Source organism: Streptococcus mitis (assembly GCF_000960005.1).
In the GTDB taxonomy this organism is placed as follows: Bacteria; Bacillota; Bacilli; order Lactobacillales; family Streptococcaceae; genus Streptococcus; species Streptococcus mitis_CK.
Map to the genome: position 1 here is coordinate 397,315 of NZ_JYGP01000002.1, position 12,308 is coordinate 409,622.

At 41.3% G+C, this 12,308-nt stretch carries 16 protein-coding genes and 1 other annotated feature; of the genes, 15 read left to right on the plus strand and 1 reads right to left on the minus strand.

Annotation, left to right across the window (positions count from 1 at the left end):
- Positions 1-35: 35 nt before the first annotated feature.
- Positions 36-167, plus strand: a sequence feature (ribosomal protein L20 leader region).
- Between the two features lie 15 nt (positions 168-182).
- The 7 genes from infC (at position 183) to TZ90_RS03375 (ending at position 5,598) form a co-directional block, all read left to right on the plus strand.
- Positions 183-713 (plus strand): translation initiation factor IF-3, encoded by a 531-nt coding sequence (infC, locus tag TZ90_RS03345; protein ID WP_000848180.1) that lies wholly within the window; start codon positions 183-185, stop codon positions 711-713.
- Positions 714-745: 32 nt separating this feature from the next.
- Positions 746-946: a 50S ribosomal protein L35 gene (rpmI, locus tag TZ90_RS03350; protein ID WP_001125943.1), complete on the plus strand. Its 201-nt coding sequence runs from the start codon at positions 746-748 to the stop codon at positions 944-946.
- Between the two features lie 51 nt (positions 947-997).
- Positions 998-1,357 (plus strand): 50S ribosomal protein L20, encoded by a 360-nt coding sequence (gene rplT / locus TZ90_RS03355; RefSeq protein WP_000124834.1) that lies wholly within the window; start codon positions 998-1,000, stop codon positions 1,355-1,357.
- Positions 1,358-1,414: 57 nt separating this feature from the next.
- Entirely contained in the window at positions 1,415-1,795 is a 381-nt protein-coding gene (gene gloA / locus TZ90_RS03360) for a lactoylglutathione lyase (protein ID WP_000157153.1), read from the plus strand.
- Positions 1,796-2,043: 248 nt separating this feature from the next.
- Entirely contained in the window at positions 2,044-2,844 is an 801-nt protein-coding gene (locus TZ90_RS03365; protein ID WP_045611468.1) for a dihydroorotate dehydrogenase electron transfer subunit, read from the plus strand.
- Positions 2,807-3,793 carry a dihydroorotate dehydrogenase gene (locus TZ90_RS03370; protein ID WP_200893274.1) on the plus strand — a complete coding sequence of 329 codons (987 nt, stop codon included), beginning with the start codon at positions 2,807-2,809 and terminating at the stop codon, positions 3,791-3,793. Before TZ90_RS03365 ends, TZ90_RS03370 begins: the two co-directional genes overlap by 38 nt.
- Positions 3,794-3,891: 98 nt before the next feature.
- Entirely contained in the window at positions 3,892-5,598 is a 1,707-nt protein-coding gene (locus TZ90_RS03375; protein ID WP_045611472.1) for a glucosaminidase domain-containing protein, read from the plus strand.
- A 60-nt stretch (positions 5,599-5,658) separates the two neighbouring features.
- On the opposite strand, the gene pavA is transcribed toward TZ90_RS03375, so the two are convergent.
- Positions 5,659-7,314 carry an Rqc2 family fibronectin-binding protein PavA gene (pavA, locus tag TZ90_RS03380; protein ID WP_045611474.1) on the minus strand — a complete coding sequence of 552 codons (1,656 nt, stop codon included), beginning with the start codon at positions 7,312-7,314 and terminating at the stop codon, positions 5,659-5,661.
- A gap of 104 nt (positions 7,315-7,418) precedes the next feature.
- Here pavA and ybeY point away from each other — a divergent pair, with 104 nt between their 5' ends.
- The 8 genes from ybeY to secG are packed head-to-tail and all read left to right on the plus strand — an operon-like array spanning position 7,419 to position 12,294.
- Positions 7,419-7,916 carry an rRNA maturation RNase YbeY gene (gene ybeY, locus TZ90_RS03385; protein WP_000275156.1) on the plus strand — a complete coding sequence of 166 codons (498 nt, stop codon included), beginning with the start codon at positions 7,419-7,421 and terminating at the stop codon, positions 7,914-7,916.
- A complete protein-coding gene (locus TZ90_RS03390) occupies positions 7,897-8,292 on the plus strand; it encodes a diacylglycerol kinase family protein (protein ID WP_045611476.1) in 396 nt (131 codons plus the stop codon). Before ybeY ends, TZ90_RS03390 begins: the two co-directional genes overlap by 20 nt.
- 16 nt (positions 8,293-8,308) lie before the next feature.
- Positions 8,309-9,208 (plus strand): GTPase Era, encoded by a 900-nt coding sequence (gene era / locus TZ90_RS03395; RefSeq protein WP_000143264.1) that lies wholly within the window; start codon positions 8,309-8,311, stop codon positions 9,206-9,208.
- Between the two features lie 48 nt (positions 9,209-9,256).
- Positions 9,257-10,081: a DNA-formamidopyrimidine glycosylase gene (gene mutM, locus TZ90_RS03400; protein WP_045611478.1), complete on the plus strand. Its 825-nt coding sequence runs from the start codon at positions 9,257-9,259 to the stop codon at positions 10,079-10,081.
- A complete protein-coding gene (gene coaE / locus TZ90_RS03405) occupies positions 10,081-10,686 on the plus strand; it encodes a dephospho-CoA kinase (protein WP_045611480.1) in 606 nt (201 codons plus the stop codon). The genes mutM and coaE overlap by 1 nt, the downstream gene beginning before the upstream one ends.
- Complete coding sequence (locus TZ90_RS03410) at positions 10,673-11,872, plus strand: multidrug efflux MFS transporter PmrA (protein ID WP_045611481.1); 1,200 nt, start codon at positions 10,673-10,675, stop codon at positions 11,870-11,872. Before coaE ends, TZ90_RS03410 begins: the two co-directional genes overlap by 14 nt.
- Entirely contained in the window at positions 11,872-12,021 is a 150-nt protein-coding gene (gene rpmG, locus TZ90_RS03415; protein WP_001809104.1) for a 50S ribosomal protein L33, read from the plus strand. The genes TZ90_RS03410 and rpmG overlap by 1 nt, the downstream gene beginning before the upstream one ends.
- A 39-nt stretch (positions 12,022-12,060) precedes the next feature.
- Positions 12,061-12,294, plus strand: coding sequence for a preprotein translocase subunit SecG (gene secG / locus TZ90_RS03420; protein WP_000282517.1), 234 nt, complete (start codon positions 12,061-12,063; stop codon positions 12,292-12,294).
- Positions 12,295-12,308 lie beyond the last annotated feature (14 nt).

Below are 12,308 nucleotides of genomic sequence, written 5' to 3' on the forward strand. Positions count from 1 at the left end.
GACAAGAGCTAGAAAACTTGGTATCATATAAAAGTTGAGAAAAGCAGAAGTGAGAGCTTCTCGCCTTGTGACATTAAGTTGCCTGGCCCTACGGATGAAAAGTTTCTAAGAAACGCTATCATAACGTGCGGGCTTGTATTATTACGAGTCCGCTATTGTTTTTCTCTAATAAAACAAAAGAGGTGAAAACCATAGCAAAGCAAGACTTATTCATCAATGATGAGATTCGTGTACGTGAAGTTCGCTTGATTGGTCTTGAAGGAGAACAGCTAGGCATCAAGCCACTCAGTGAAGCGCAAGCTTTGGCTGATAACGCTAATGTTGACCTAGTATTGATTCAACCCCAAGCCAAACCGCCTGTTGCAAAAATTATGGACTACGGTAAGTTCAAATTTGAGTACCAGAAGAAGCAAAAAGAACAACGTAAAAAACAAAGTGTTGTTACTGTGAAAGAAGTTCGTCTAAGTCCAACTATTGACAAGGGTGACTTTGATACAAAACTTCGCAATGCACGCAAATTCCTTGAAAAAGGAAATAAAGTTAAGGTATCTATTCGCTTTAAGGGTCGTATGATTACCCATAAAGAGATTGGTGCAAAAGTTTTAGCCGAGTTTGCTGAAGCAACTCAAGATATTGCCATCATCGAACAACGTGCTAAAATGGATGGACGTCAAATGTTCATGCAATTGGCGCCAGCGACTGACAAAAAATAATTGTCAGAAAGTTAAATAAAGGAGAAAAAATCATGCCAAAACAAAAAACACACCGCGCATCAGCTAAACGTTTCAAACGTACAGGTTCTGGTGGACTTAAACGTTTCCGTGCTTACACTTCTCACCGTTTCCACGGAAAAACTAAGAAACAACGTCGTCATCTTCGTAAAGCATCTATGGTGCATTCAGGAGATTACAAACGTATCAAAGCAATGCTTACTCGCTTGAAATAATAGCTTGACTGTAAGTAAACAATTCTAGGAAATATTTGGAGGAAATAAAACATGGCACGTGTTAAAGGTGGCGTTGTATCACGCAAACGTCGTAAACGTATTCTTAAATTAGCAAAAGGTTACTATGGAGCTAAACACATCTTGTTCCGTACTGCAAAAGAACAAGTAATGAACTCTTACTACTATGCATACCGTGACCGTCGTCAGAAAAAACGTGACTTCCGCAAATTGTGGATCACTCGTATCAACGCGGCAGCTCGTATGAACGGACTTTCATACTCACAATTGATGCATGGTTTGAAATTGGCTGAGATCGAAGTTAACCGTAAAATGCTTGCTGACTTGGCTGTTAACGATGCAGCAGCTTTCACAGCTCTTGCAGATGCAGCTAAAGCAAAACTTGGTAAATAATAACTGATAAGACTGGAACAGGATTGTCCCAGTCTTTTTAAAAATAAAGGAGAAAAAATGGCTTCAAAAATGCTACATACTTGCTTGCGAGTAGAAAATCTTGAAAAATCAATTGCATTTTATCAAGATGCTTTTGGATTTAAAGAATTGCGTCGCAGAGATTTTCCAGACCATGCCTTCACGATTGTCTATCTAGGTCTTGAGGGTGATGACTATGAGTTGGAGTTGACTTATAACTACGATCACGGTCCGTATGTGGTTGGAGATGGCTTTGCCCATATCGCCCTCAGTACACCTGATCTTGAGGCGCTTCATCAAGAGCATAGTGCCAAAGGTTATGAAGTTACTGAGCCAAATGGCCTACCAGGAACTGCACCTAACTATTACTTTGTCAAAGACCCTGATGGCTACAAAGTCGAAGTTATTCGTGAAAAATAATCTCGTGAAGTCAAGTAGAATGTTCGTTTTCTACTTGACTTTTTTTAGCTGAAAGAGTATACTAATAAAAATTTAACCTTTAAGGGGAGTCCAGAGAGACTCACAAGGTGTCAGATAAAAGAATAATACAATTTTCTAGAGGAGACTTTTTGAGTGTGCTCTCTTGTGTTGTACGATTTTAACTGAGGCCTTGCACTAGCAAGGTCTTTTCTTTGTCTGATCCCCTTAAAATTTAAGGAGGAAAAGTCATGAATCCCACATGTAAGAAACGTTTGGGTGCCATTCGTTTGGAAACCATGAAGGTGGTTGCACAGGAGGAAATCGCGCCAGCAATCTTTGAATTAGTCCTAGAAGGAGAAATGGTTGAAGCTATGCGAGCAGGCCAATTTCTTCATCTTCGTGTTCCTGATGATGCCCATCTCTTGCGTCGCCCTATTTCAATTTCGTTTATTGATAAGGTTAAGAAGCAGTGTCATCTCATTTATCGGATTGAGGGAGCTGGGACTGCCATTTTTTCAACTTTAAATCAGGGGGATACTCTTGATGTGATGGGTCCTCAGGGGAATGGTTTTGACTTGTCTGACCTAGATGAGCAGAGCCAGGTTCTCCTCGTTGGTGGAGGAATTGGTGTTCCTCCCTTGCTTGAGGTGGCCAAGGAATTGCATGAGCGTGGTGTGAAAGTAGTGACAGTTCTCGGTTTTGCGACTAAGAATGCTGTTATTTTAGAGACGGAATTAGCTCAATATGGTCAAGTCTTTGTAACGACAGATGATGGTTCTTATGGTATTAAGGGAAATGTCTCTGTAGTCATCAAGGATTTAGACAATCAATTTGATGCTGTTTACTCATGTGGGGCGCCTGGAATGATGAAGTATATCAATCAAACCTTTTATGACCACCCAAGAGCCTATCTATCTCTAGAATCTCGTATGGCTTGTGGGATGGGAGCTTGCTATGCCTGCGTCCTAAAAGTGCCAGAAAGCGAGACGGCCAGCCAACGTGTCTGTGAAGATGGCCCTGTTTTCCGCACAGGAACAGTTGTATTATAAGGAGAAAATCATGACTACAAATCGTTTACAAGTTTCTCTACCAGGCTTGGATTTGAAAAATCCGATTATTCCAGCATCAGGCTGTTTTGGTTTTGGACAAGAGTATGCTAAGTACTATGATTTAGACCTTTTAGGTTCTATTATGATCAAGGCGACAACCCTTGAACCACGCTTTGGCAATCCAACTCCAAGGGTGGCAGAAACACCTGCTGGCATGCTCAATGCAATTGGTTTGCAAAATCCGGGTTTGGAGGTTGTTTTGGCTGAAAAGTTACCTTGGCTGGAAAGAGAATATCCAAATCTTCCTATTATCGCTAATGTGGCTGGTTTTTCAAAACAAGAGTATGCAGCTGTTTCTCATGGGATTTCCAAGGCAACTAATGTAAAGGCTATCGAGCTCAATATTTCTTGCCCCAATGTTGACCACTGTAATCACGGACTTTTGATTGGTCAAGATCCAGATCTAGCTTATGATGTGGTGAAAGCAGCTGTGGAAGCCTCTGATGTGCCAGTTTATGTCAAATTAACCCCTAGTGTGACCGATATCGTCACTGTCGCAAAAGCTGCAGAAGATGCGGGGGCAAGTGGCTTGACCATGATCAATACTCTAGTTGGAATGCGCTTTGACCTCAAAACTCGTAAACCAATCTTGGCTAATGGAACAGGTGGAATGTCTGGTCCAGCAGTCTTTCCGGTAGCTCTCAAACTTATCCGCCAAGTAGCCCAAACTACAGACCTGCCCATCATTGGAATGGGAGGAGTGGATTCGGCAGAAGCTGCCCTAGAAATGTATATGGCTGGAGCATCTGCTATTGGAGTTGGAACAGCCAACTTTACCAATCCATATACCTGTCCTGATATCATCGAAAATTTACCAAAGGTTATGGATAAATATGGTATCAGCAGTCTAGAAAATCTACGCAAGGAAGTAAAAGAGTCTCTGAAGTAAACTGCAATCAATCTGTTCTTGATTTTTTATCAGTTTGTAATGTTGATTATAGAGAATTTTGATATAATGAAATGAGTAAGAACAGAGGAAGTAAATTAATGAAGAAATTGAGATTTGTTTTTTTAGCCCTGCTATTTTTCTTAGCTAGTCCAGAGGGTGTAATGGCAAGTGATGGTACTTGGCAAGGAAAACAATACCTGAAAGCAGATGGCAACCAAGCGGCTAATGAGTGGGTTTTTGATGCTCATTATCAGTCTTGGTTTTATATCAAAGCAGATGCCAACTATGCTGAAAATGAATGGCTGAAACAAGGTGACGACTATTTTTATCTCAAATCTGGTGGCTATATGGCCAAGTCAGAATGGATAGAAGACAAGGGAGTCCTTTATTATCTTGATCAAGATGGAAAGATGAAAAGAAATGCTTGGCTAGGAGCTTCCTATGTCGGTGCTACAGGTACCAAGGTAATAGAAGACTGGGTATATGATTCTCAATATGATGCTTGGTTTTATATAAAAGCAGATGGACAGCACGCAGAGAAAGAATGGCTCCAAATCAAGGGGAAGGACTATTATTTTAAATCTGGTGGTTATTTACTAACAAGTCAGTGGATTGAGCAGGCTTATGTGAATGCTAGTGGTGCCAAAGTACAGCAAGGTTGGCTTTTTGACAAACAATACCAATCTTGGTTTTATATCAAAGAAAATGGAAATCATGCTGATAAAGAATGGATTTTCGAAAATGGTCACTATTATTATCTAAAATCCGGAGGCTATATGGCAGCAAATGAATGGATTTTGGATAAAGATTCATGGTTTTACCTCAAATCTGATGGTAAAATGGCTGAGAAAGAATGGGTATACGATTCTAAAAATCAAGCCTGGTACTACTTCAAATCCGGTGGCTACATGGCAAAAAATGAGACTATTGATGGTCATCAGTTAGGAAACGATGGAAAGTGGCATAAGGAGTCCAAGACTAGCTCTGATTATTATCAGGTCCTTCCAGTTACTTCAAATATCTATAATGCAGATGGTGAAAAGCTGTCATATATATCGCAAGGTAGTGTTGTTTGGCTAGATAAGGATAGAAAAAGTGATGACAAGCGCCTGGCTATTACTATTTCTGGTTTGTCAGGCTATATGAAAACAGAAGATTTACAAGCACTAGATGCCAGCAAGGATTTTATCCCTTATTATGAGAGTGATGGACATCGTTTTTATCACTATGTAGCTCAGAATGCTAGTGTTCCAGTAGCTGCTCATCTTTCTGATATGGAAGTAGGCAAGAAATATTATTCGGCAGATGGGCTGCATTTTGATGGTTTTAACCTTGAAAATCCCTTCCTTTTCAAAGATTTGACAGAGGCTACAAACTATAGTGCTGAAGACTTGGATAAGGTATTTAGTTTGTTAAATATTAATAATAGCCTCTTAGAAAATAAGGGAGCTACCTTTAAGGAAGCCGAAGAACATTACCATATCAATGCCCTCTATCTCCTTGCCCATAGTGCCTTAGAAAGCGACTGGGGACGTAGCAAGATTGCCAAAGATAAGAATAATTTCTTTGGAATTACAGCCTATGATACGACCCCTTACCTTTCTGCCAAGACATTTGATGATGTGGATAAGGGAATTTTAGGTGCAACCAAGTGGATTAAGGAAAATTATATCGATAGGGGCAGAACTTTCCTTGGAAACAAGGCGTCTGGTATGAATGTGGAATATGCGTCAGACCCTTATTGGGGTGAAAAAATTGCTAGTGTGATGATGAAAATCAATGAGAAACTAGGTGGTAAAGATTAGTCCTATAATTGGATATGATTTGAGTGAATAGTATGTTAAAAATCCTGATTTCAAGTAAAATCAGGATTTTTTCATGGATGCGATTTTTTCTGGATCTGGTGTGACACGGAGGGTCTTTTGTCCTGTGTAAGTGACAAAGCCAGGTTTTCCACCAGTTGGTTTATTGAGTTTCTTGACTTTAATCATATCTACCTGGACCAGATTTGACAAGCGACCTTGAGAGAAGTAGGCGGCTAGCTCTGCTGCGTCTGTTTTGACTTCATCAGATGGGTCAAGATTGCCTGAGATGACTACGTGGCTTCCAGGAATATCCTTGGCGTGGAACCAAAGTTCCTCCTTGCGTGCCATTTTAAAGGTTAGTTCCTCATTTTGCAGGTTATTGCGGCCGACATAGATGATGGTTTTGCCATCGCTTGCTAGATATTGTTCTGGCTTTTTGCGCTTCTGAATTTTTTCTCGCTGTCTTCTGCGGATAAAGCCAGTTTGAATTAATTCTTCACGGATTTCAGCGATTTCTTCTAGTCCAGCTTGGTTGAGGACGGTTTCTACACTTTCCAAATAGAGAATGGTTGCCTTGGTTTCCTCAATCAGGTCAGTCAAGTATTTGACAGCTTCTTTGAGTTTCTGGTAACGTTTAAAGTAGCGTTGGGCATTCTGGTTGGGAGTCAGAGCCTTATCAAGCGCAATCGTGATAGGTTGATTAGTATAGTAGTTGTCTAGGATAACCTGGTCTTGGTCGTTAGGCACTTGGTGGAGGAAGGTTGTTAGCAATTCTCCTTTTTGACGAAATTCTTCAGCGTTGTCTGTCGCCAGTAACTCTTTTTCTTGTTTTTTGAGTTTGTGGCGGTTTTTCTGAAGTTCATTTTCAACACGACGAATGAGTTCACTGGCTTGCTGTTTGACGCGGTCGCGTTCAGCCTTGTCCTTATAGTAGGTGTCCAACAAATCAGAAAGACTGGTAAAAGGTTCTCCCACCTGATTTGCAAAAGGAACTGGGCTGAAGGAAGTCTCAGTCAAGCATGGCTTGGTTTCTTGATTGAAAAAGTTTCGAAAAGTGGAAAGTTTTTCACTAACCAGTATCCTTTCCAATTCATTTGCCGTATCGCGTCCCAGACCTTGAAAGAGGCTTTGAAGGTTTTTAGCTGTCGTTTCCTGTGTTTGTAGGATTTCAAAGAGCTTTTCGTCCTTGATTGTAAAAGGATTGAGAGATTCTGTACTTGGTGGAGCGATGTAGGTCGACCCAGGAAGCAAGGTGCGGTAGCTATTTTGTGAAAAACCAACATGTTTAATGACTTCGAGGATTTTGTGACTGCTTTTATCAACCAGTAGAATATTACTGTGTTTCCCCATAATTTCGATAATCAAGGTAGCCTGAATATGGTCTCCAATCTCGTTTTTATTGGAAACTGTCATTTCCACAATACGGTCATTTTCCACTTGCTCGATCGACTCAATCAGGGCACCCTGCAAATACTTTCTCAAAACCATGATAAAGGTAGAGGGTTGGGCTGGATTTTCAAAAGTTGTTTGGGTCAGCTGAATGCGTCCAAAAACTGGATGGGCAGAAAGGAGCAGGCGATGGCTTTGGCGATTGCTACGGATTTGCAAGACCAACTCTTGTTCAAAAGGTTGATTGATTTTCTGGATGCGACCGTTCACTAACTCTCTTCGCAATTCCTCAACCATGTGGTGTAAAAAAAATCCGTCAAATGACATCGTTCTCTCCTTGTGATTGTATTCCATAGTATTATATCAAAAAGGTAGAATAAAATCATGGAAATGTGGTATAATAAAGCCAAGTAAAGAGAAACGAGAAGCACATGTATATTGAAATGGTAGATGAAACTGGTCAAGTTTCAAAAGAAATGTTGCAACAAACCCAAGAAATTTTGGAATTTGCAGCCCAAAAATTAGGCAAAGAAGACAAGGAGATGGCAGTTACCTTTGTGACTAATGAACGTAGTCATGAACTCAATCTGGAGTACCGTGACACGGACCGTCCGACAGATGTTATCAGCCTTGAATATAAACCAGAGTTGGAAATTGCCTTTGACGAAGAGGATTTGCTTGAAAATCCGGAATTGGCAGAGATGATGTCTGAGTTTGATGCCTATATTGGGGAACTGTTCATCTCTATTGATAAGGCTCATGAGCAGGCCGAGGAATATGGCCACAGCTTTGAGCGTGAGATGGGCTTCTTGGCAGTACATGGCTTTTTACATATCAATGGATATGATCACTACACTCCGGAAGAAGAAGCGGAGATGTTCGGTTTACAAGAAGAAATTTTGACAGCCTATGGACTCACAAGACAATAAACGAAAATGGAAAAATCGTGACCTGATATCCAGTTTAGAATTTGCTCTCACAGGAATTTTTACTGCTATCAAGGAAGAACGCAATATGCGAAAACATGCAGTGACGGCTCTAGTAGTCATCCTTGCAGGTTTTATTTTTCAGGTATCACGAATCGAATGGCTCTTTCTCCTATTGAGCATTTTCTTGGTAGTAGCCTTTGAAATTATTAACTCTGCTATTGAAAATGTGGTGGATTTGGCCAGTCACTATCACTTTTCCATGCTGGCTAAAAATGCCAAGGATATGGCGGCTGGTGCGGTATTAGTGGTCTCTCTTTTTGCAGCCTTAACAGGCGCATTGATTTTTCTCCCACGAATCTGGGATTTATTATTTTAAACAGTAAGAGGAAATTATGACTTTTAAATCAGGCTTTGTAGCCATTTTAGGACGTCCCAACGTTGGGAAGTCAACCTTTTTAAATCACGTTATGGGGCAAAAGATTGCCATCATGAGTGACAAGGCGCAGACAACGCGCAACAAAATCATGGGAATTTACACGACTGATAAGGAACAAATCGTCTTTATCGATACACCAGGGATTCACAAGCCTAAAACAGCTCTAGGAGATTTCATGGTTGAGTCTGCCTACAGTACCCTTCGCGAAGTGGACACCGTTCTTTTTATGGTACCTGCTGATGAAGCGCGTGGTAAGGGGGACGATATGATTATCGAGCGTCTCAAGGCTGCCAAGGTTCCTGTGATTTTGGTGGTGAACAAGATCGATAAGGTTCACCCAGACCAGCTCTTGTCTCAGATTGATGACTTCCGTAATCAAATGGACTTTAAGGAAATTGTACCAATCTCAGCCCTTCAAGGAAATAACGTCTCTCGTCTAGTGGATATTTTGAGTGAAAATCTGGACGAAGGTTTCCAATATTTTCCGTCTGATCAAATCACAGACCATCCAGAGCGTTTCTTGGTTTCAGAAATGGTTCGCGAGAAAGTCTTGCACTTAACTCGTGAAGAGATTCCGCATTCTGTCGCAGTAGTAGTGGATTCTATGAAACGAGATGAAGAGACAGACAAGGTTCATATCCGTGCAACTATCATGGTCGAGCGCGATAGCCAAAAAGGGATTATCATCGGTAAAGGTGGTGCTATGCTTAAGAAAATTGGTAGTATGGCACGTCGTGATATCGAACTCATGCTAGGAGACAAGGTTTTCCTAGAAACCTGGGTCAAGGTCAAGAAAAACTGGCGCGATAAAAAGCTAGATTTGGCTGACTTTGGCTATAATGAAAAAGAATACTAAGTAGAGGTGGGCTCATGCCTGCTTCTTGTTTTTACAGAAGGAGGACTTATGCCTGAATTACCTGAGGTTGAAACTGTTCGTCGTGGCTTAGAAAAATTGATTTTGGGAAAGAAGATTTCGAGTGTAGAAATTCGCTATCCCAAGATGATTAAGACGGATTTGGACGAGTTTCAAAAGGAACTGCCTGGTCAGATTATCGAGTCAATGGGACGTCGTGGCAAATATTTGCTTTTTTACCTGACAGACAAGGTCTTGATTTCCCATCTGCGGATGGAGGGCAAGTATTTTTACTATCCGGACCAGGTTCCAGAACGCAAACATGCCCATGTTTTCTTCCAGTTTGAGGATGGTGGCACGCTTGTTTATGAGGATGTTCGCAAGTTTGGTACTATGGAACTCTTGGCGCCTGACCTTTTGGAAGCCTACTTTATTTCTAAAAAATTAGGCCCTGAACCAAGCGAACAAGACTTTGATTTGCAGGTCTTTCAAGCTGCCCTAGCTAAGTCTAAAAAGCCTATCAAATCCCATCTTTTAGACCAGACTTTGGTAGCTGGACTTGGCAATATCTATGTGGATGAGGTTCTCTGGCGAGCTCAGGTTCATCCAGCCAGACCTTCCCAGATTTTGACAGCAGAAGAAGCGACTGCCATTCATGACCAGTCCATTGCTGTATTGAGACAGGCTGTTGAAAAAGGTGGCTCCACCATTCGGACCTATATCAATGCCTTTGGGGAAGATGGAACCATGCAGGATTTTCATCAAGTCTATGACAAGGCTGGTCAAGAATGTGTACGCTGTGGCACCATCATTGAGAAAATCCAACTAGGTGGACGAGGCACCCATTTTTGTCCTCAGTGCCAAAGGAGGAATTGATGGGAAAAATCATTGGAATCACTGGGGGAATTGCCTCTGGTAAGTCAACCGTGACAAATTTTCTAAGAAAGCAAGGCTTTCAAGTAGTGGATGCCGACGCAGTCGTCCACCAACTACAGAAACCTGGTGGTCGTCTGTTTGAGGCTCTAGTCCAGCACTTTGGGCAAGAAATCATCCTTGAAAACGGAGAACTTAATCGCCCTATCCTAGCTAGTCTTATCTTTTCAAATCCTGAAGAACAGGAATGGTCTAAGCGAATCCAAGGAAAGATTATCCGTGAGGAGCTAGCTAGGTTGAGAGACCAGTTGGCTCATACAGAAGAGATTTTCTTCATGGATATTCCCCTACTTTTTGAGCAGGACTACGTCTCTTGGTTTGATGAGACTTGGTTGGTCTATGTGGACCGAGATGTCCAAGTAGAACGCTTAATGAAAAGGGACCACTTGTCCAAAGATGAAGCTGAGTTTCGTTTGGCAGCCCAGTGGCCTTTAGAGAAAAAGAAAGATTTGGCCAGCCATATTCTTGATAATAATGGGAATCAGGACCTGCTTCTTATTCAGGTGCGTATCCTTCTTGAAGGGAGTAGCCAAGATGACAGAGATTAACTGGAAGGATAATCTGCGTATTGCCTGGTTTGGTAATTTTCTAACTGGAGCCAGTATTTCTTTGGTTGTGCCCTTTATGCCCATCTTTGTGGAAAATTTAGGTGTAGGGAGTGATCAAGCTGCTTTTTATGCAGGTTTAGCTATTTCTGTCTCTGCCATTTCTGCAGCACTTTTCTCTCCTATCTGGGGCATCCTTGCTGACAAATACGGTCGAAAACCCATGATGATTCGGGCTGGCATGGCCATGACTATCACTATGGGAGGCTTGGCTTTTGTGCCAAATATTTATTTGCTAATCTTTCTTCGTTTACTGAATGGTGTATTTGCAGGATTTGTTCCCAATGCAACGGCCTTGATAGCCAGTCAGGTTCCCAAGGAGAAATCAGGCTCTGCCTTAGGTACTTTGTCTACAGGCGTAGTTGCAGGTACTCTAACGGGTCCCTTTATTGGTGGCTTTATTGCAGAATTATTTGGTATTCGTACAGTTTTCTTACTGGTTGGTAGTTTTCTATTTTTAGCTGCTGTTTTAACTATTTGCTTTATCAAGGAAGATTTTCAACCAGTAGCCAAGGAAAAGGCCATCCCAACAAAGGAATTATTTACATCAATTAAATACCCCTATCTCTTGATTAACCTCTTTCTGACCAGTTTTGTCATCCAATTTTCAGCTCAATCGATTGGCCCTATTTTGGCTCTTTATGTACGCGACTTAGGCCAGACAGAGAATCTTCTTTTTATATCTGGTTTGATTGTATCCAGTATGGGCTTTTCCAGTATGATGAGTGCAGGAGTCATGGGAAAGCTAGGTGACAAGGTGGGCAACCATCGCCTCTTGGTTGTAGCCCAGTTTTATTCAGTTATCATCTATCTCCTCTGTGCCAATGCCTCTAACCCGCTTCAACTAGGACTCTATCGTTTCCTCTTTGGCCTGGGAACCGGTGCCTTGATTCCCGGAGTTAATGCCCTTCTCAGCAAGATGACGCCCAAAGCTGGTATTTCGAGGGTCTTTGCCTTTAATCAGGTATTCTTTTATCTGGGAGGTGTCGTTGGGCCTATGGCAGGTTCTGCAGTAGCAGGTCAATTTGGCTACCATGCAGTCTTTTATGCGACAAGCCTTTGTGTTGCCTTTAGTTGTCTCTTTAACCTTCTTCAATTTCGAACATTATTAAAAGTAAAGGAAATCTAGTGCGAGTAAAAATTAATCTCAAATGCTCCTCTTGTGGCAGTATCAATTACCTAACCAGTAAAAATTCAAAAACTCATCCAGACAAGATTGAGGTTTTAAAGTATTGTCCCAAGGAAAGAAAAGTAACCCTACATCTTGAATCTAAGTAGATTTTATGGTAAAATAATAAGGATTTTAAGGAGTTTGATATGTATAACCTATTATTAACCATTTTATTAGTATTATCTGTTGTGATTGTGATTGCAATTTTCATGCAACCAACCAAAAACCAATCCAGCAATGTATTTGATGCCAGCTCAGGTGATTTGTTTGAACGCAGTAAAGCACGCGGTTTTGAAGCTGTAATGCAGCGTTTGACAGGGATTTTAGTCTTTTTCTGGCTAGCCATTGCCTTAGCATTGACGGTATTATCAAGTAGATAAGAAAATAATGGGCA

What these genes read in the sequence shown, in the direction of transcription:
- TZ90_RS03390 (WP_045611476.1), top strand. Translation starts at nt 7,897, where the DNA reads ATGGACTCACAAGACAATAAACGAAAATGGAAAAATCGTGACCTGATA.
- mutM (WP_045611478.1), top strand. Translation starts at nt 9,257, where the DNA reads ATGCCTGAATTACCTGAGGTTGAAACTGTTCGTCGTGGCTTAGAAAAA.
- gloA (WP_000157153.1), top strand. Translation starts at nt 1,415, where the DNA reads ATGGCTTCAAAAATGCTACATACTTGCTTGCGAGTAGAAAATCTTGAA.
- pavA (WP_045611474.1), bottom strand. Translation starts at nt 7,314, where the DNA reads ATGTCATTTGACGGATTTTTTTTACACCACATGGTTGAGGAATTGCGA.
- coaE (WP_045611480.1), top strand. Translation starts at nt 10,081, where the DNA reads ATGGGAAAAATCATTGGAATCACTGGGGGAATTGCCTCTGGTAAGTCA.
- rplT (WP_000124834.1), top strand. Translation starts at nt 998, where the DNA reads ATGGCACGTGTTAAAGGTGGCGTTGTATCACGCAAACGTCGTAAACGT.
- ybeY (WP_000275156.1), top strand. Translation starts at nt 7,419, where the DNA reads ATGTATATTGAAATGGTAGATGAAACTGGTCAAGTTTCAAAAGAAATG.
- TZ90_RS03365 (WP_045611468.1), top strand. Translation starts at nt 2,044, where the DNA reads ATGAATCCCACATGTAAGAAACGTTTGGGTGCCATTCGTTTGGAAACC.
- TZ90_RS03410 (WP_045611481.1), top strand. Translation starts at nt 10,673, where the DNA reads ATGACAGAGATTAACTGGAAGGATAATCTGCGTATTGCCTGGTTTGGT.
- era (WP_000143264.1), top strand. Translation starts at nt 8,309, where the DNA reads ATGACTTTTAAATCAGGCTTTGTAGCCATTTTAGGACGTCCCAACGTT.
- TZ90_RS03375 (WP_045611472.1), top strand. Translation starts at nt 3,892, where the DNA reads ATGAAGAAATTGAGATTTGTTTTTTTAGCCCTGCTATTTTTCTTAGCT.
- TZ90_RS03370 (WP_200893274.1), top strand. Translation starts at nt 2,807, where the DNA reads ATGGCCCTGTTTTCCGCACAGGAACAGTTGTATTATAAGGAGAAAATC.
- rpmI (WP_001125943.1), top strand. Translation starts at nt 746, where the DNA reads ATGCCAAAACAAAAAACACACCGCGCATCAGCTAAACGTTTCAAACGT.
- secG (WP_000282517.1), top strand. Translation starts at nt 12,061, where the DNA reads ATGTATAACCTATTATTAACCATTTTATTAGTATTATCTGTTGTGATT.